Origin of the sequence: Pseudomonas sp. R3-56 (assembly GCF_051132075.1) — a bacterium.
Taxonomy (GTDB): domain Bacteria; phylum Pseudomonadota; class Gammaproteobacteria; order Pseudomonadales; family Pseudomonadaceae; genus Aquipseudomonas.
Window position 1 is genome coordinate 2,444,723 of record NZ_CP071657.1, and the last position, 18,024, is coordinate 2,462,746.

General features: G+C 62.1%; 17 protein-coding genes and 1 pseudogene. 9 read left to right on the forward strand and 9 right to left on the reverse strand.

What is annotated here, in order from left to right:
• Positions 1-7: 7 nt before the first annotated feature.
• The 5 genes from J3P96_RS11175 (at position 8) to J3P96_RS11195 (ending at position 6,172) form a co-directional block, all read left to right on the forward strand.
• The gene (locus J3P96_RS11175) at positions 8-931 is read left to right on the forward strand and encodes a sugar ABC transporter substrate-binding protein (RefSeq protein WP_434657094.1); all 924 of its coding nucleotides are present in this window, start codon (positions 8-10) and stop codon (positions 929-931) included.
• A gap of 73 nt (positions 932-1,004) precedes the next feature.
• Positions 1,005-2,558 (forward strand): sugar ABC transporter ATP-binding protein, encoded by a 1,554-nt coding sequence (locus tag J3P96_RS11180; protein ID WP_434630219.1) that lies wholly within the window; start codon positions 1,005-1,007, stop codon positions 2,556-2,558.
• A 35-nt stretch (positions 2,559-2,593) separates the two neighbouring features.
• A complete protein-coding gene (locus tag J3P96_RS11185) occupies positions 2,594-3,616 on the forward strand; it encodes an ABC transporter permease (RefSeq protein ID WP_003180516.1) in 1,023 nt (340 codons plus the stop codon).
• A gap of 370 nt (positions 3,617-3,986) precedes the next feature.
• Positions 3,987-4,391, forward strand: coding sequence for a TraR/DksA family transcriptional regulator (locus J3P96_RS11190; protein ID WP_434557518.1), 405 nt, complete (start codon positions 3,987-3,989; stop codon positions 4,389-4,391).
• Positions 4,392-4,564: 173 nt separating this feature from the next.
• A complete protein-coding gene (locus J3P96_RS11195) occupies positions 4,565-6,172 on the forward strand; it encodes a methyl-accepting chemotaxis protein (protein ID WP_434657096.1) in 1,608 nt (535 codons plus the stop codon).
• Positions 6,173-6,317: 145 nt separating this feature from the next.
• Here the strand turns inward: J3P96_RS11195 and J3P96_RS11200 are convergent, their stop codons facing one another.
• On the reverse strand, positions 6,318-6,554 hold the full coding sequence (locus J3P96_RS11200) for a DUF2789 family protein (RefSeq protein ID WP_434573505.1): 237 nt from the start codon (positions 6,552-6,554) through the stop codon (positions 6,318-6,320).
• A 90-nt stretch (positions 6,555-6,644) separates the two neighbouring features.
• Positions 6,645-6,875 (reverse strand): hypothetical protein, encoded by a 231-nt coding sequence (locus tag J3P96_RS11205; RefSeq protein WP_434630225.1) that lies wholly within the window; start codon positions 6,873-6,875, stop codon positions 6,645-6,647.
• Between the two features lie 778 nt (positions 6,876-7,653).
• Here J3P96_RS11205 and J3P96_RS11210 point away from each other — a divergent pair.
• From J3P96_RS11210 to J3P96_RS11220, 3 genes are all read left to right on the forward strand, one after another.
• Positions 7,654-8,103, forward strand: coding sequence for a hypothetical protein (locus J3P96_RS11210; RefSeq protein WP_305500385.1), 450 nt, complete (start codon positions 7,654-7,656; stop codon positions 8,101-8,103).
• 188 nt (positions 8,104-8,291) lie between these two features.
• Positions 8,292-9,308 carry an ABC transporter substrate-binding protein gene (locus J3P96_RS11215; protein WP_434657099.1) on the forward strand — a complete coding sequence of 339 codons (1,017 nt, stop codon included), beginning with the start codon at positions 8,292-8,294 and terminating at the stop codon, positions 9,306-9,308.
• A 138-nt stretch (positions 9,309-9,446) separates the two neighbouring features.
• Positions 9,447-9,884 carry a DUF3995 domain-containing protein gene (locus J3P96_RS11220; protein ID WP_305500389.1) on the forward strand — a complete coding sequence of 146 codons (438 nt, stop codon included), beginning with the start codon at positions 9,447-9,449 and terminating at the stop codon, positions 9,882-9,884.
• Positions 9,885-10,046: 162 nt separating this feature from the next.
• Here the strand turns inward: J3P96_RS11220 and J3P96_RS11225 are convergent, their stop codons facing one another.
• From J3P96_RS11225 to J3P96_RS11255, 7 genes and pseudogenes are all read right to left on the reverse strand, one after another.
• On the reverse strand, positions 10,047-10,400 hold the full coding sequence (locus J3P96_RS11225; RefSeq protein WP_434657102.1) for a Na+/H+ antiporter subunit G: 354 nt from the start codon (positions 10,398-10,400) through the stop codon (positions 10,047-10,049).
• Positions 10,397-10,675 (reverse strand): K+/H+ antiporter subunit F, encoded by a 279-nt coding sequence (locus J3P96_RS11230; RefSeq protein ID WP_186615355.1) that lies wholly within the window; start codon positions 10,673-10,675, stop codon positions 10,397-10,399. Before J3P96_RS11230 ends, J3P96_RS11225 begins: the two co-directional genes overlap by 4 nt.
• Complete coding sequence (locus J3P96_RS11235; RefSeq protein WP_434657104.1) at positions 10,672-11,160, reverse strand: Na+/H+ antiporter subunit E; 489 nt, start codon at positions 11,158-11,160, stop codon at positions 10,672-10,674. Before J3P96_RS11235 ends, J3P96_RS11230 begins: the two co-directional genes overlap by 4 nt.
• Positions 11,157-12,842 carry a monovalent cation/H+ antiporter subunit D gene (locus tag J3P96_RS11240; protein WP_434657106.1) on the reverse strand — a complete coding sequence of 562 codons (1,686 nt, stop codon included), beginning with the start codon at positions 12,840-12,842 and terminating at the stop codon, positions 11,157-11,159. The genes J3P96_RS11235 and J3P96_RS11240 overlap by 4 nt, the downstream gene beginning before the upstream one ends.
• The gene (locus tag J3P96_RS11245; protein WP_003202835.1) at positions 12,839-13,183 is read right to left on the reverse strand and encodes a Na+/H+ antiporter subunit C; all 345 of its coding nucleotides are present in this window, start codon (positions 13,181-13,183) and stop codon (positions 12,839-12,841) included. Before J3P96_RS11245 ends, J3P96_RS11240 begins: the two co-directional genes overlap by 4 nt.
• Entirely contained in the window at positions 13,183-16,107 is a 2,925-nt protein-coding gene (locus J3P96_RS11250) for a monovalent cation/H+ antiporter subunit A (RefSeq protein WP_434657109.1), read from the reverse strand. Before J3P96_RS11250 ends, J3P96_RS11245 begins: the two co-directional genes overlap by 1 nt.
• 329 nt (positions 16,108-16,436) lie before the next feature.
• Positions 16,437-17,466, reverse strand: a pseudogene (locus tag J3P96_RS11255) (DMT family transporter).
• Here J3P96_RS11255 and J3P96_RS11260 point away from each other — a divergent pair.
• Entirely contained in the window at positions 17,461-18,024 is a 564-nt protein-coding gene (locus J3P96_RS11260) for a helix-turn-helix domain-containing protein (RefSeq protein ID WP_434657111.1), read from the forward strand. The pseudogene J3P96_RS11255 and the gene J3P96_RS11260 overlap by 6 nt on opposite strands.

Consider the following 18,024-nt stretch of genomic DNA (forward strand, 5'->3'; position numbering starts at 1 on the left):
ACCGTTCATGAAGACCAAGACCCGTATTGCCTCGCTGGCCCTGTCATTGATGTTCGCCAGCGGCGTTGCCCTGGCAGACCTGAAGATCGGCGTCAGCATGTCCCAGTTCGATGACACCTGGTTGACCTACCTGCGCGAATCCATGGACAAGAAAGCCAAGTCCCTGCCGGACGGCGTCACCCTGCAATTCGAAGATGCGCGCAGTGACGTGGTCAAGCAGCTCAGCCAGGTGGAAAGCTTCATCAGCCAGAAGGTCGACGCGCTCATCGTCAACCCCGTTGACACCGCCGCGACCCAGCGCATCACCAAGGCCGCGGTGGCCGCGGGCATCCCGCTGGTGTACGTCAACCGCCGCCCGGACGATCTGAAGTTGCCGGAAGGGGTGGTCACCGTGGCCTCCGATGACCTGGAAGCCGGGCGCATGCAGATGCAATACCTGGCCGACAAGATGGACGGCAAGGGCGACATCGTGATCCTGCTGGGCGACCTGGCCAACAACTCCACCACCAACCGCACCAAGGGCGTCAAGGAAGTGCTGGCCAAGTACCCGGGCATCAAGATCGAACAGGAACAGACCGGCATCTGGTCGCGGGACAAGGGCATGACCCTGGTCAATGACTGGCTGACCCAGGGCCGCGAGTTCCAGGCTGTGGTGTCCAACAACGACGAGATGGCCATCGGCGCCGCCATGGCCCTCAAGCAAGCGGGCACCAAGAAGGGCAGTGTCCTGATAGCTGGAGTCGACGGTACGCCGGACGGCTTGAACGCCATCAAGAAAGGCGAGATGGCGGTCTCGGTGTTCCAGGACGCCAAGGGCCAGGCCGATGGCTCCATCGACACGGCGGTGAAAATGGCCAAGGGCGAGAAGATGCAATCCGTCGTGGTGCCCTATCGCCTGATCACGCCGGAGAACGTCGATCAGTTCAAGTGACGTCCCACCCGTTCCATCACAACAATAAACAGGCAAGGTCGCCGCGCCGATCTTGCCGAGGGAGTACCTGACCATGTTCGCATCAGCGACTGCTACGAGCGCCCCGGCGGCGACTTTCCAGCCGGGCGCATTACCTGACGAACCGTACCTGTTGGAAGTCGTCAACGTCAGCAAGGGTTTTCCCGGCGTGGTGGCCCTGTCCGACGTGCAACTGCGGGTGCGCCCCGGCTCGGTGCTGGCCTTGATGGGCGAAAACGGCGCAGGCAAATCCACGCTGATGAAAATCATCGCCGGCATCTACCAGCCGGATGCCGGTGAGCTACGCCTGCGCGGCAAGCCGATCACGTTCGACACCCCGCTGGCGGCCTTGCAGGCCGGGATCGCGATGATCCACCAGGAACTGAACCTGATGCCGCACATGAGCATCGCCGAGAACATCTGGATCGGCCGTGAGCAGCTCAACGGCCTGCACATGATCGACCACGGTGAGATGCACCGCTGCACCGCGCGCTTGCTGGAGCGCCTGCGAATCAAGCTCGACCCCGAGGAGCAGGTGGGTAACCTGAGCATCGCCGAACGGCAGATGGTGGAGATCGCCAAGGCCGTTTCGTATGACTCGGACATCCTGATCATGGACGAACCGACCTCGGCCATCACCGAGACGGAAGTCGCGCATCTGTTTTCGATCATCGCCGACCTCAAGGCCCAGGGTAAGGGCATCATCTATATCACCCACAAGATGAATGAAGTGTTCGCCATCGCCGATGAGGTGGCGGTGTTCCGTGACGGTGCCTACATCGGTCTGCAACGGGCCGACAGCATGGACGGCGACAGCCTTATTTCGATGATGGTCGGGCGCGAGTTGAGCCAGTTGTTTCCCGAGCGGGACAAGCCCATCGGCGATCAGGTGCTGTCGGTACGCGACCTGAGCCTGGACGGTATCTTCAAAGGCGTGTCGTTCGACCTGCATGCCGGCGAAATCCTCGGCATCGCCGGGTTGATGGGCTCGGGCCGGACCAATGTCGCCGAGGCCATCTTTGGCGTGACCCCGGCCACCGGTGGCGAGATCCTGCTGGACGGCGAGCCGGTGCGCATCACCGATCCGCACATGGCGATCGAGAAGGGCTTCGCCCTGTTGACCGAAGACCGCAAGCTCAGCGGCCTGTTTCCCTGCCTGTCGGTGCTGGAAAACATGGAGATGGCGGTGTTGCCCCATTACGTCGGCAACGGCTTCATCCAGCAAAAAGCCCTGCGCGCGCTGTGCGAAGAAATGTGCAAGAAACTGCGGGTCAAGACGCCGTCCCTCGAGCAGTGCATCGACACCTTGTCCGGCGGCAACCAGCAGAAAGCGTTGCTGGCCCGCTGGCTGATGACCAACCCGCGCATCCTGATCCTCGACGAGCCGACCCGCGGCATCGATGTTGGCGCCAAGGCGGAAATCTACCGACTCATTTCCTACCTCGCCAGCGAAGGCATGGCGGTCATCATGATTTCCTCGGAACTGCCCGAAGTGCTGGGCATGAGCGACCGGGTCATGGTGATGCACGAAGGTGACCTGATGGGCACCCTCGACCGTAGCGAAGCGACCCAGGAACGAGTCATGCAACTGGCGTCGGGCCTGTCCTGATTGCCCGTCCGCCCAGATAACGAAGGTAAATGGCTATGAACGCGATACTGGAAAACAAACCCGCGGCCGCACCGGCCAGGACGCGTCGACGGTTGCCGACGGAACTGAGCATTTTCCTGGTGCTGATCGGCATCGGGCTGGTGTTCGAGATGTTCGGCTGGATCATGCGCGACCAGAGTTTCCTGATGAATTCGCAGCGCCTGGTGCTGATGATCCTGCAGGTGTCGATCATCGGCCTGCTGGCCATCGGCGTGACCCAGGTGATCATCACCACTGGCATCGACCTGTCATCCGGCTCGGTACTGGCGCTGTCGGCGATGATTGCCGCCAGCCTGGCCCAGACCTCGGATTTCGCCCGGGCGGTGTTTCCCTCGCTGACCGACTTGCCGGTGTGGATCCCGGTGGTGGCGGGGCTGGGGGTCGGTTTGCTGGCCGGCGCAATCAACGGCAGCATCATCGCCCTTACCGGCATCCCGCCGTTCATCGCCACCCTCGGCATGATGGTCTCGGCGCGAGGCCTGGCGCGGTACTACACTGAAGGCCAGCCGGTGAGCATGCTGTCTGATTCCTATACGGCCATCGGTCATGGCGCGATGCCGGTGATCATCTTCCTGGTGGTGGCGGTGATCTTCCACATCGCCTTGCGCTACACCAAGTACGGCAAATACACCTATGCCATCGGCGGCAACATGCAGGCGGCACGGACCTCGGGCATCAACGTCAAGCGTCATCTGGTGATCGTCTACAGCATCGCCGGGCTGCTGGCGGGACTCGCCGGCGTGGTGGCTTCGGCGCGTGCGGCGACCGGACAGGCGGGCATGGGCATGTCTTATGAGCTGGACGCGATTGCCGCGGCGGTGATCGGCGGCACCAGCCTGGCCGGCGGGGTGGGGCGCATCACCGGGACGGTGATCGGCGCGCTGATCCTCGGGGTGATGGCCAGCGGCTTTACCTTTGTCGGTGTCGACGCCTATATCCAGGACATCATCAAGGGGCTGATCATCGTGGTCGCTGTGGTCATCGACCAATACCGCAACAAGCGCAAACTCAAGCGCTAGGTCACTGCCGATGCGACAAAGCGCCACGCCTGACCGCGTGGCGTTGCCATTTGTCTTCTAAATACAGCCATTGCAGCGAATTTCTTGTTATAAACGCACTCCGATGGCCGGTAGAAGCCTGTCGAGGCAGCATTTGAAGCGGTTGTCGGACATTTTCCCCATGTTTTCGGTTGCTGACGCCCCAACTCGGCCTTAGACTGCCGCCCCTCGTAAATTGAGTGCCGGGTGGCGCTTGGAATAAACGGCGCCTTCCCGATGAGCGTGGCGGCTCAGGACGGGTACGAGAAGTCACGCAGGCGCCTTTCGTACCAAGTCCGGTGCGGGACGCTCCATAATTCGCCTTAATGCACGTTTTTTTATAGAGATATCAATGACAAAGGAAAAGTTGCTGGCCATGCCGGCGGATGACTACATGAATGCCGAGCAACTGGCTTACTTCACCAAGCTGTTGCAGAACATGAAGGTCGAAACCCACGAGCGCATCGAACAGAACCGAATCGCCATTGAGAGCCTGGACACCCCGGCCGACCCGGCGGACGCCGCTTCCGTGGAAGAAGAGCGCACCTGGCTGGTCAACGCCATCGATCGCGACCAACGCATGCTGCCGCAACTGGAGCAGGCCCTGGACCGCATCAACGACCAAAGCTTCGGCTGGTGCGACGACAGCGGCGAGCCGATCGGCCTCAAGCGCCTGCTGATCAGCCCGACCACCAAGTACTGCATCGAAGCCCAGGAACGTCACGAACAGATCGACAAGCACCAGCGTCAGGCCTGATTCCGTTCCAGAAAAAGATCGCAGCCTTCTTTCGGAGGCTGCGATCTTTTTGCTTTCGCCTGTTCGCCTATGCTCATTGAGCTGATGCAAAAAACACGACTAATGGACCATGGATAATGGCCTTGTAGTGGCGTTTAATGCGTGCATAACAATGAGAAATGTGGGTGACAAACATGGCGACAGACGGATCTCTGGCGGCGACAGCGTCGGCCTCGGTGCCCGCGGCGGGTGGCACGGCGCGCTGGGTTGCGCCGACTTTGCAAAGCGTCGCGCTGGTTTTGCTGCTTTGCGGCATGACATTGGGCGGTTGGTCGTTGTATCTGGGCCTGCCGCTGGCGCTGCTCATCGTCTGGTTGCCACGTCTGCGCTCGCGCCTGGCCAGTACTCCCGCGCCGGCGGCGAGCGACAGCCTGGCCGAGCTGACCCGCGATCTTTCCTACACCACCAGCCATAACGCTCTGTCGGCGGCGGGGGTGGCCTATTCGGTCAAGCAATTGGCCGGCAAGGTCCAGTCGCAGCTGGGCGCCGCGGCGCAGATCGTCAGCAATGCCGAGGCGATGATCGCGACCGAGCAGGCCACCTCGCAGCTCAGCCAGCAGGCGCTGGGCGCGGCCAGCGAGGCCCATCGCAGCAGTGTCGCCGGGCGCAGCGAACTGGTGGAATCCATCAGCCGCATGCATCAGCTCAGCCAACGCGCCAATGACAGCCGTGAGTTGATCGAAGCGCTGAGCGTGCGCAGCGACGAAATCCAGCGCGTGAGCCTGGTGATTCAATCGATCGCCAGCCAGACCAACCTGTTGGCGCTCAATGCCGCCATCGAAGCGGCCCGGGCCGGTGAGCATGGCCGCGGATTCGCGGTAGTGGCCGACGAGGTCCGCGGCCTGGCCGGGCGCACGGCCGCGGCAACCGGTGAGGTCGGGGTGATGGTGGCGGACATCCAGCAGCGCACTGCGCAGGTGGTTGAACAGATCCGGCAACTGGCTGGCGACCTGGACAGCGGCGTGCAGCAAGTCGAGCACACCGGCCAGCACCTGGAAAACATTGCCCGGCTCGCCGCGGGTGTCGAAACCCAGGTCAGCGCTATCGCCCAAGGCACCGATACCAACCGCGAGCAACTCGACAGTCTGTTCCATGCCATCGAGCAGATGCGCAGCGATCTGGCGATCAGCGATCAACAGACCCAGCGCCTGGCCGAGGCGGCCGTACAGATGGAAGGCCAGGCCGAAACCATCAGCGAGCGTTTGGCCGAGGTGGGCCTCGATGATTACCACCAGCGGGTCTATGACCTGGCCCGCGAAGGCGCCAGCCGGATTGCCGCGCAGTTCGAAGCGGATGTCGATCAGGGCCGTATCAGCCTCGAAGACCTGTTCGACCGCAACTACCAGCCCATCCCCAATACCCACCCGGCCAAGTTCCAGACCCGTTTTGACCGCTACACCGATCAGGTACTGCCGGTCATCCAAGAACCGCTACTCGCCCGGCATGAAGGCCTGGTGTTTGCGATTGCCTGTACCCAGCAAGGCTATGTGCCGACCCACAACAACGCCTTCTGCCAGCCGCTGACCGGCGATCCCCAGGTGGACACGCTGAGCAACCGCACCAAGCGCAAGTTTTCCGATCGAACCGGGATTCGCTGCGGCAGCCACCAACAGCCGGTGTTGCTGCAAACCTATACGCGTGACACCGGGGAACTGATGCATGACCTGTCGGTGCCGATCATGCTCAAGGGGCGTCACTGGGGGGGATTGCGGTTGGGTTACAAGCCTGAGAAGCCGCGCTGAGCCTCGACGCAACGGTGCGAAGAGCTGTTGTGGCGAGGGAGCTTGCTCCCGCTCGGCTGCGCAGCAGTCGCAAATCAGGGCCTGCTGCGCAGGCCAGCGGGAGCAAGCTCCCTCGCCACGAGAGCGGTCTGGCGATGTTCTTGGGTTATTTACCGTCGTGCAAGCGCACATTCAGTTGATCCACCAGCACTGCTTCCTCACCGTCGGCGAGTAGCCATTCGCGCAGCAGGTCTCTTTGCTGGTCCGACCAGAAAGGCGCATCGACCAATTTGGTGTTCGGATCCAGCGGGTGTGCCATGATGAAGTCGTCGATGGCACTGCCTTCCGAAGGCAGGCCCAATTGATCAAACAAGGTTTTGAGTTCGTGTGATGGTTGTTCCATGTTGCAGGACTCCTCTGGACTGCCGCCGTCATGGCGCCTCGGTTGCTTCCCTTATCTGAGGCCAGGCAGTCGTCAGGAGTTCGATCGATTTCAAGCTTTCAACGCACCTTCATCCACGGCGAGCTTCAATGCCTTTGCCGCATCCCTGGCGGCTTCGGCAGCAATCTCCGTAGTCTTGAACCAGCGATCCTTCTCCACCTGGTGGTAAGTGACAGCGTTGGAAGGTGATTTGGCGCGCATCACAATGACGGCCTGGAACTCGCCTTCGACCTCTCTGGCTTCGCCCCGGATGAAAAATTCGCCGATATCCAATTCCGTCACGTCGCGCCTTCCCTTCAAAGTCATTTTATTGTGCGCAGGCCGCCAATCGATGGCGGCCTGCGCTGGGCGGCCAGTATGGCAGCAGTTGCCGGTCGGCGGCTGAGTTAAGTCATGGACGGGGTGCGGATAAAACGCAAGCGCTCTGTTCGAGGCGTCTGGCCAGGTAGCAGGCTTCGTTATGATCGGCGCGGAAACCTCTTACACGTCCAGTCGCCGTTTCTTCGATATGGAAAAAACACGTCCCGGCCAGGACGACTCGGTATCGCGGCAGGATCAGGGCCGTTGCGAGGTGGTTCTCGGCACCAGGGCGCTCATATGCTTGGGCAATACGCGAATCAAGGGGGCGGAGCAACGTTGGGGAAGTACCCATGGGAATTCCTTTTCATGGTTTACCGACGAATTGCCGGTTGTTTCGAGTAGTCTGCGCGCCATCGGCTGCTCTAGAATCGACGGCGCCGTGTGGACGGCTGTGCCTATCTAAAGCAATTTTTTTTGCCCTCGATGTCAGAAAAATGCTTTTTTAACTGAGAAATTTCCCTAAAGTTAGTAGTCCCACCTTTTCCGATGCGCAGAGTGGCGTTTTCCTTCAGCCTCTGACGATCGCGGGGAAAGGCAGCGAGAGTGGCAATCCATTAGTCTTCTCTCGCTCGGGTCTGGGCGCGTCGTTCAATTCGAATTCAACTACAGGTCATTGCGACCTTGCGGGTTCTCGTGGTCCGTCTTTCAGGGCGGGTCATTCAAAGATGGGGATGTTTCCTTGGCAGTAAGTAATCTCGACATGCACGCGTTATTTGTACTGGGTGACCTTCGGGCAAAGCTGGTCAAGCAATTCCAGTCACGTTTTGTCTATATCACCGAACAAACCGCCGAAGGCATCTATGTTGCCGAACTCGATACGGAATCGGCGCTGGTGGTTGATGACAAACCTCGGCTTGAACTCAAGGTCGGTGATCATTTTCGCGCGGCGGTATTGCCAAGTCGCGAGGGTGGCAAGTTTGAAATCCGTTTTCGTGAAATCAAGTTGACGGTCTATGGCCTCGGTGACTATGCCTTCGTCACGACTGCCGATGGCCATGCAATTCTGTTCAAGGAAGGCCACAGCGTGTTGACCGTCTTCGCGGCCCACGAACAGTTGCAGGAAGGTTTGACCAAGACGCTGAAAGCGGTCACCGCCAAGGCCGCCAAATGGCGCAAGGGCGAACTCGTGACGTTCAAGGCCAGCGAATAGTCAGTCCGCGCCCATTGGGAAATGGCGCATGGGTCTGAATCTTTTTCGGCCTCCTCATACCTTTAACAGTTTTTTAAAAGGCTGTTGCTGGAACCTTGGCTACAGTCAAATGACTGAACTATTCACAGGCTTGCGTTCGCTTCGCAACGCCGTTCGGTTATTGCTGTGTCCGGCATGAGGTATCAAGCATGAAACGAGTTCGACAGTGGCTGGCTGCCTGCGCCACCACCCTCGCTGTGTTGGTTTCGCCACTTCCGGCATCCGCTGCTGCTTCGGCGCCGATCCACTTTGCCGACCTGAACTGGGAAAGTGGCAGCCTGATCACCGACATCCTGCGGATCATCGTCGAAAAAGGCTACGGGTTATCGACCGACACGTTACCGGGCACCACCATTACCCTGGAAACCGCCCTGGCCAACAACGATATTCAGGTGATCGGTGAAGAGTGGGCGGGGCGCAGCCCGGTGTGGGTCAAGGCCGAGGCCGAGGGCAAGGTGGTTGCCCTGGGCGATACGGTCAAGGGCGCGACCGAAGGTTGGTGGGTGCCGGAATACGTCATCAAGGGCGACCCGGCCAAGGGGATCAAGCCGCTGGCGCCGGACCTGCGCAGCGTCGAGGACCTGACGCGCTACAAGCATGTGTTCAAGGATCCTGAAAGCCCCGACAAGGGGCGCTTCCTCAACAGCCCCATCGGCTGGACGTCTGAAGTCGTCAACAAGCAGAAACTCAAGGCTTATGGTCTTTCCGACGGCTACGTGAATTTCCGCAGCGGTTCCGGGGCCGCGCTTGATGCGGAAATTACTTCTTCGATCCGCCGTGGCAAGCCGATCCTGTTTTACTACTGGTCGCCCACGCCGTTGCTGGGGCGTTTCAAACTGGTGCAACTGCAAGAACCGCCATTCGATGCCGAGGCCTGGAAGACTCTGACCGACGCCGACAATCCGAATCCGAAACCGACTCGCTCCCTGGCCTCGAAGCTGTCGATCGGTGTGTCCGTGCCGTTCCAGAAGCAGCATTCGGACATCGCCGAGTTCTTCGGCAAGGTCGACCTGCCCATCGAGCCGCTGAACAAGGCCCTGGCCGACATGAGCGAGAAACGCACGCCGCCCCGCGAAGCCGCCGAGGCGTTCCTCAAGGCCCACCCACAGGTCTGGCAGGCCTGGTTGCCCAAGGACGTCGCCGATAAAGTCGCGGCGGGGCTGTAGAACTTTGTGATGCCAGCCTGTTGAACAGTTGATCCCGGACAAATCGTCATTCGCTGGAACCTGGCAACCTGAGCCCGTCCAGCGAAATGTCAGATTCAAGCTAGGATGATTGTTCAACCTTTTTCAGGAGGCTGGCGAATGACGCTTTTATTGGCTCGGTCGCTGGTCGCAGTGTTTGCGACCATCAGCTTGTTTCATTTGTATTGGGCCCTGGGTGGGCGCTGGGCAGCCCTGGCGGTGGTACCGCAGGTTCCGGTGAAGCAGGGCGACACGCTGCGACCGGCGTTCAACCCGTCGGGATGGCTGACGCTGCTGGTGGCCCTGGCGCTGTTGATGATTGCGCTGCTGGTGTGCCTGCGGGTCGGGCTGATTTCGCCGCCCGTCACTCATCGCGCCTTGCAATGGCTGATCAGTGCGATTGCCTTGCTGATGTTCGCCCGGGCCATTGGCGAGTCGAACCTGGTGGGCTTCTTCAAGGAGGTCAAGGGCTCGACGTTTGCCCGGCTCGACACCTGGGTCTATTCGCCGTTGTGTGTCGTGCTGGGGGCGGGGTTGCTGACGGTGGCGTGGGCTTGAATACAACCACAACCCCGTGGCGAGGGAGCTTGCTCCCGCTGGGGTGCGCAGCAGCCCCAAAAAAGACTGAACACCAATCAGCCTGACTCACCGAGGTGATAGATCCAGGGGCTGCTGCGCACCCCAGCGGGAGCAAGCTCCCTCGCCACGAAAGCCGGTTTGTCAGTCGTTCTTGCGACTACTTACCTCCGCCGGCACGTCATCGCCGGCCATACGCTTGCGGAACAACGCCGCCCGGGCCAGCAGCAGGGTGGTCACCGGCACCGTGATGGACAGCAGGATTGGTATCAACCACGCATGTAGCACCGGCCCGGACTTGATCGCGGAAAAGTAGATGATCGAGGCAAGGGCAACGCACCAGGCGCCCAGCGTCGACGCCAGGGCAGGGGGGTGCATGCGCTGGAAATAATCCTTCAACCGTACGAGCCCGATTGCCCCGAGCAGGGCGAACACGCTGCTGGCCACCAGCAAGATCGCCACTGAGATTTCCACCCACATCGACAGCTCGATGTTCATTCGATCACCTCGCCACGCAAAAGGAACTTGGCCAGGGCAAACGAGCCGACAAAGCCGAACAGGGCGATCAGCAGCGCGGCCTCGAAGTAGGTGTCACTGGCATAACGGATGCCCAGCACCAGCATCATCAGCATCGCGACGATGTACAGGTAGTCGAGGGCCAGGACCCGGTCCTGCGCCGAGGGGCCTTTGAACAGGCGCACCAGGGTCAGGACCATGGTCAGGGAGAACAGGAACAGGCTCAGCAGGATGGCATTGGACAGCAACGGGCTCATTCGAAAATCTCCATCAACGGGCGCTCGTAGGTGGCCTTGAAGTGCGCTATGAATGCGCCTTCGTCCTCCAGATCGAACACGTGCATCAACAGGATGCTGCGGTCCAGCGCCAGCTCCGACCAGACCGTCCCGGGAATCACCGTGGTGATCATAGACAGCACCGCCAGGCCATTGGCATCGTGCAGGTCCAGCGGCACCTTGACGAAAAGCGAGCGAGGCGGGCGGCGTCCGGCATTCAGTACGCCCCAGGCGACGGCCAGGTTGGACACCAGCACATCGCGCCCCACCAGCAGGAACAGCCGCAGCATGACCCAGGGCCGGCGGATGCGAATGGGCCGCGGCCGCAGTGGACGCATCATCAATGGCGCCAGGAAGCCCAGCGCCGCGCCCAGCAGCAGATGGCCGGCGCTGGCGGACAGGTTCAACAGCAGCCAGAGCAGCCACAACGCCAGCGACAACCAGGGTGCGGGAAACAGGCGCTTCATGGTTGCACCGCCTGCACTGCGGTGTCGACTTGGGGATTGGGGACCGCGCGGGTGGCAAGCACCGCCATCACATAATGTTCAGGTGTGTTCAGCGCATCGGCGGCGGACTGGGTGTAGCGCAGCAGCGGCTCGGCCTTGAAGGTCAGGGCGATTCCGAGGCCGAGCAGCGCGATGATCGGCACGCATTCGAACGGCCGCAACAGTGGCGACGGCCGCTCCTGTGGCGTCCAGAAGCGCTGGATGCCCAGGCGCGAGAAGGCGATCAGCGCGGCGAGCCCGGACAGGATCAAGAGCGCCAACAGGCCCCAGGCGGCGGCAGAGACGGGCGTGTCGGTACTTGCTCCGAGTCCTTGGGGGTTGAGCAACGCGTTGAGCAGCCCGAGTTTTGCGATGAAGCCCGAAAGCGGTGGCATGCCGATAATCAGCAGCGCACAGGCGATGAAGCTCAGGCCGAGGAAGGCCATGGTCCAGGGGATCACTTGGCCGACTACGGCTTTCTGTTCGTCGTCGAGGTTGATGCCTTTGGGCGGCTGCAGCGATTCCAGTGGGCGCGGAAGGCTGTCGAGATCGTCTTCCAGCGGCAGATCATTGGCCGAGCGTGAACGCTCGATCAACTCGGCCAGCAAGAACAGCGCGCACAGCGCCAGGGTCGAGCTCACCAGGTAAAACAGCGCAGCCCCCACCAGGTTTGGCTGGGCAAAGCCGATGGCTGACAGCAGGATGCCGGCCGAGACCAGGATACTCAGGCTGGCCATGCGCTCCAGGCGTTGGGCCGCGAGGATGGCGATGGCCGCGCAGGCGATAGTCGCCAGGCCGCCGTAGACCAGCCAGTCAGCGCCAAAATAGGCCGAGGCGCCGGCCTGCCCGGAAAACAGCAAGGTCCACAGCCGCAGGATGGTGTAGACGCCAACCTTGGTCATGATCGCAAACAGTGCCGCCACCGGCGCACTGGCTGCACTGTAGGCCGGCACCAGCCAGAAATTCAGCGGCCACATGCCGGCCTTGGCCAGGAACGCCACCGCCAGGATCGCCGCGCCGGCGTGCAGCAGGCCGCGGTCGGCTTCCGGCACGAGGGGCACCTTCAGGGCCAGGTCGGCCATATTCAGGGTCCCTGTAACGCCGTAGATCAGGGCCGCGCCAATCAGGAACAGGGACGAGGCCAGCAGGTTGATGGAAATGTAGTGCAGCCCCGACGACACCCGCGCCCGGCCCGATCCATGCAACATCAGGCCGTAGGACGCCGCCAGCAGCACCTCGAAAAACACGAACAGGTTGAACAGGTCCGCCGTGAGGAAGGCCCCATAAAGCCCCATCAGCTGGATCTGGAACAACGCATGGAAGCTCGCCCCGGCCCGGTCCCAACGGGCCATGGCGAACAGCAGCGCGCAGACGCCGATGATCCCGGTCAGCACCAGCATCAGCGCCGACAGGCGATCGACCACCAGCACGATGCCGAACGGTGCCTGCCAGTTACCGGGCAGATAGACGCCAATGGAAGCGGGCAGCGCCTGCTCCTGGGTCCAGTGCAACAACAGCACGGCAATGCCCAGGCCCAGTAGGCTGGAGAACAGATTGATCCGCGCCTTGAGCGGGCGGTGCTTCTCGCCGAGCATCAGCATCACCGCGGCGGTCAGCAACGGAAGCAGGATGGGCGCGGCGATCAAGTGTGGCGTCAACGTCATTCCTTCGGCTCCCGACCGTCCACATGGTCGGTGCCGGTCAGGCCCCGGGACGCGAGCAGGACTACCAGGAACAACGCAGTCATGGCGAAGCTGATCACAATGGCGGTCAGCACCAGGGCCTGGGGCAACGGATCGGTGTAGTGCAGCAGGTCCTGGGGTACGCCGTCCTTGATGATCGGCTCCTTGCCGATGAACAGGCTGCCCATGCTGAAGATGAACAGGTTGACGCCATATGACAGCAGGCACAGGCCCATGACCACTTGAAAGGTCCGCGGCCGTAGCACCAGCCAGACACCGGAGGCGGCCAATACGCCGATTGCGATTGCGATGACTTCTTCCATCAGGCGTTGGCTCCTTTGAGAGGGGCGACGGGTTTGGCGTGCAGGCCCGGCTTGTGGGCGCGCACCGACTGGTGGGCCAGGGCAGTGAGAATCAGCAGGGTCGAACCGACCACCACGGCATAGACGCCGATGTCGAAGAACAGCGCGCTGGCCAGGTGAATGTCCCCCAGCAGCGGCAATTCGAAATGCCAGGTGTGCGTGGTCAGGAACGGATAACCCGCCGCCAGCGCGCCCAACCCCGTGGCGCTAGCGAACAGCAGCCCGGTGCCCATCCAGCGCAGCGGCCGCAGGCTCATTTGCGCCTCGACCCACTGGGTGCCGGCGACCATGTATTGCAGGATGAACGCCACCGACATCACCAGCCCGGCCACGAAGCCGCCGCCGGGTTGATTGTGGCCGCGCATGAACAGATAGAACGACACCACCAGGGCAATCGGCAGCAACAGGCGAACCAGCACCGACGGCACCATCATGAAGCCCAGCGCGGTATCGCTGGCGTGGCGCGGGTTGACCAGGTCGGTGACCACGTCCGGCGCCAGCAGGCGTTGTTGCGCCGGCAGTTGCATGCTTTCCTTCGGTGGACGGAAGCGCCGCAGCAGGGCGAACACCGCCAGGGCCACCGCCGCGAGCACGGTGATTTCCCCCAGGGTGTCGAAGCCGCGGAAGTCCACCAGCATGACGTTCACCACATTGCTGCCGCCGCCTTCAGGCAGCGCGCGGCTGAGGTAGAACGAGGAAATGTCGTTGGGGGTCTGGCGCGTCAGCATGGCATAGGACAGCAGCGCCATGCCGCCGCCCACCGCGCCGGACAGCAGCAGGTCCCGCAGGCGCCGGATGCGCGCGCGCCGCTCGCTGTTGGGCCGGGGCGATACGTCCTCGATCCGTCGGGGCAACCAGCGCAGCCCTAGCAGGATCAGCACCGTGGTGACCACCTCCACCACCAGTTGCGTCAAGGCCAGGTCCGGTGCCGAGAACCAGACGAAGGTCACGCAGGTCATCAGGCCGCAGACACTGACCATCGTCAGCGCCGCGAGACGGTGATACTTGGCTTGCCAGGCCGCGCCCAGGGCGCAGGCGATTGCCAGTACCCACAGGGTGACGAACACCGCGGAGCCGGGAATCTTCGGCCGGTCGCCCCAGACCAGTGTGCTGTGCAACATCGGGATCAACCCGGCCAGGAGCGCCGCCAGTACCAGCAGGAACAATTGCGCCTGCAGGCGCCGAGTGCTGATCTTGCGCTCCAGCCGGCGGCCGTGGCGCATCATCAGCACCAGGCAGCGTTCGAACAGTCGCTTGCCGCTGAGGCGGCCGATCAGCGGCGGATGCTTGATTTGGCCTTGCTTGAATTGCTTGCGCAGCAGCAGGTACAGGACGATGCCCGCGGCCATCGCCACCAGGCTCATGAGCATGGGCGCGTTCAGCCCGTGCCAGATTGCCAGGCTGTATTCGGGCAGCGGGCCGCCCACCACGGGGAGTGCGGCGGCGGCCAGCAACGAGCCGACCACCTGGGCCGGGAAAATCCCCACCAGCAGGCAGGTGAATACCAGCAGCTCGACCGGCGCGCGCATCCAGCGTGGCGGTTCATGGGGCGTGTGAGGCAGGTCGGTGGCGGTGGGGCCGAAGAACACGTCCACGGTAAAGCGCAGGGAGTAGGCGACGCTGAAGGTGCCGGCGATGGTCGCGATGATCGGCAACGCCAGTTCGACCCAGGCGGTGGCCGAGATAAACACCGTCTCGGCGAAGAACATCTCCTTGGACAGGAAACCATTGAGCAACGGCACCCCGGCCATCGCCGCGCTGGCGACCATCGCCAGGGTGGCGGTGAACGGAATCAGTCGCACCAGGCCGCTGAGCCTGCGGATATCCCGGGTGCCGCTTTCGTGGTCGATGATTCCGGCGGCCATGAACAGCGAGGCCTTGAACGTGGCGTGGTTGAGGATATGAAACACCGCCGCCACCGCCGCCAGCGGACTGTTGAGACCCAGCAGCAGGGTGATCAGCCCGAGGTGGCTGATGGTCGAGTAGGCGAGCAGGCCCTTGAGGTCGTTCTGGAACATCGCGCAGTAGGCGCCCAGCACCAGGGTGCAGGCCCCCGCGCCGCCGACGATATAGAACCATTGCTCGCTGCCCGACAATGACGGCCACAGCCGCGCCAACAGGAAGACACCGGCCTTGACCATGGTTGCCGAGTGCAGGTACGCCGACACTGGTGTGGGTGCGGCCATGGCGTGGGGAAGCCAGAAGTGGAAGGGGAACTGAGCACTTTTGCTCAAGGCGCCGATCAGGATCAGCGGCAGCAGGATCGGGTAGAGGGCGTGGTCACGAATCAGGTTGCCGGCGGCCAGGACCCTGTCCAGGTCATAGCTGCCCACCACATGGCCGAGCAGCATCACCCCGGCCAACAGGCACAGCCCGCCGGCACCGGTCACCATCAACGCCATGTAGGCGCCGCGTCGGGCGTCGGCGCGGTGATGCCAATAGCCGATCAGCAAGAACGAGAACAGACTGGTCAGTTCCCAGAAGAACACCATCTGGATCAGGTTGCCGGAGATCACCAGCCCGAGCATCGCGCCCATGAACGCCAGGAAAAATGCGAAGAAACGTGGCACCGGATCGTCCGGCGACATGTAATAGCGGGCGTACAACGACACCAGCGTGCCGATGCCCAGCACCAATAACGAAAACAGCCAGGCAAAGCCATCCAGGCGCAGCACGAAATTCAGGCCCAGGCTCGGCAGCCAATCATATTGTTCACGGATTACGCCGCCATCGGCGATCTGCGGGTACCACAAGGCCACCTGAACAGTGCCGGCCAGGGCTACGAGGCCGGCCAGCAGCGATTCGGCGTTACGGGCGTTATGAGGTAACAGCGCCGCGACACAGCTGCCGATAAAGGGCAAAAGCAATAGAACTATCAGTGACATAGGCTTCTATTCGGCAAGGGATGTCCGGGATCATACGTGGCGTATTCCGGATCACCAACCGCCAGGGTGTCGCAGAATCCTACAAGGTAGGTGGATTTTCCTGACTTTTTAGCTCTACCTATAACCTGTGGCGAGGGGATTTATCCCCGCTGGGTCGCGTAGCGGCCCCGAAATCTGCCGACGTGGTGTGTCAGGTCAATGGAGTCTCCTGCTTTGGGTCTGCTGCGCAGACCAGCGGGGATAAATCCCCTCGCCACAGAGTTTTTTGCTCGCCGATATTTGTTGTTGACCGGCATCACACGCTTGTGACCGGTAAAAGCTACGAAGGCTCACTGCTCCCGCTCAAACAGCTTGTCCACCTCGACAACACCTTTGTTTCGAGTCTTCAGCTCACTGACGATCACCGCCGCCACAATCAACCCGGCGCCCACCAGGGCGATCGCCGGCAACCGTTCGCCGGCCAGGCGCCCGGCAATACCCGCCCACACCGGCTCGCCGGCATAGATCAGCGTGGCGCGGGTCGGCGAGACGCTTTTCTGGGCCCAGTTCATTGCCACCTGGATCGCCGCGCTGGCGGCGCCCAGGCCGACTGCACTGATCAGCAGCAGCCAGGAAAAGCCGGGCATCACTTCCCGGGTCGGCACCACCAGCAAAAATGCCAGCACCGCCGTGCTTGCCAGTTGCACCACGGTCACCCGGCGCACATCCACCTGGCCGGCATAGGCGCTGATCAGGATGATCTCGGCGGCGATCGCGATGGCGCTGATCAGGGTGGCGATTTCCCCCGGACTGAAATTCAGTGACGCGCCGGCCGGGCCGGACACCAGCATCAGCCCGGTGAACGCGAGCATGATCCCGATGCTCGGCATCAACCCTGGCCGGCGGCCCAGCACCAGCCATTGCAACAACGGCACGAAGGGTACGTAGAGGGCGGTGATGAAGGCCGATTGGCTGCTGGGGATGGTTTGCAGGCCGACCGTCTGCAGGCCATAGCCGAGCATGATCGCCACACCGATGAAGGCTCCGGCCTTGAGTTCGAACCAGGTCAGGTCGCGCAGGTGCCGCCAGGAGAACAGCGCAACGAATGCCGCCGCAGCGGCAAAGCGCAGGCCGACGAAAAACATCGGTCCGCTGACGGTCATCGCGTGCTGGACCAGCAGGAATGTCCCGCCCCAGATCATGGTGATCAGCACCAGCACGCATTCGGCCTTGCTGAACCGTGAGAAACGGGAGGAAGCTTGCGGGGAGTTCACCAATGCCATGATCTTGCGCGCCACTTGAGGTGGACGCACAATGCGCCCGAACGAATAAGTTGGGCAGTATAATGCGCAACCCCGGCAGATGAGCAATATAGTGCACAAAGATAATGGCCAGCGGGCCTCCGTCCTGCAACACGTCAGCCAGAACGTCCGCCGTCTGAGGCATGCGGCGCAGCTCAGCCAGACGGCGCTGGCCGAGCTGTCCGGGGTCAGCCGGCGGATGCTGGTGGCCATCGAGGCCGGGGAGAAAAATGTCAGCCTGACCACCCTGGACCGCGTCGCCGAAGCGTTGGACGTGGCCTTCAGCGATCTTATTCAAGCCCCCGACGCGCGCGATCCGAGCCGTATCAATGAGCTGGCCTGGGCCGGTGCGATTGCCGGCAGCAAAGCGGTGTTGCTGGCCAAAGCCACCGCCAGCCGCGAGGTGGAGCTTTGGGAGTGGCGCCTTGAGCCCGGCGAGCATTACCATTCGGAGCCCGACGCCGACGGTTGGAGCGAACAGCTTTATGTCTTCGAAGGCTGCCTGACGCTGCTGCTGGGCAGCGAAGAGCGTCGAGTCGGGGCCGGGGAATTTTTCATGTTTGCCAGCAACCAACCCCATGGCTATCGCAATGACGGCCTGGTAGCCGCGCGATTCGTACGCAATGTGGTGATTTGA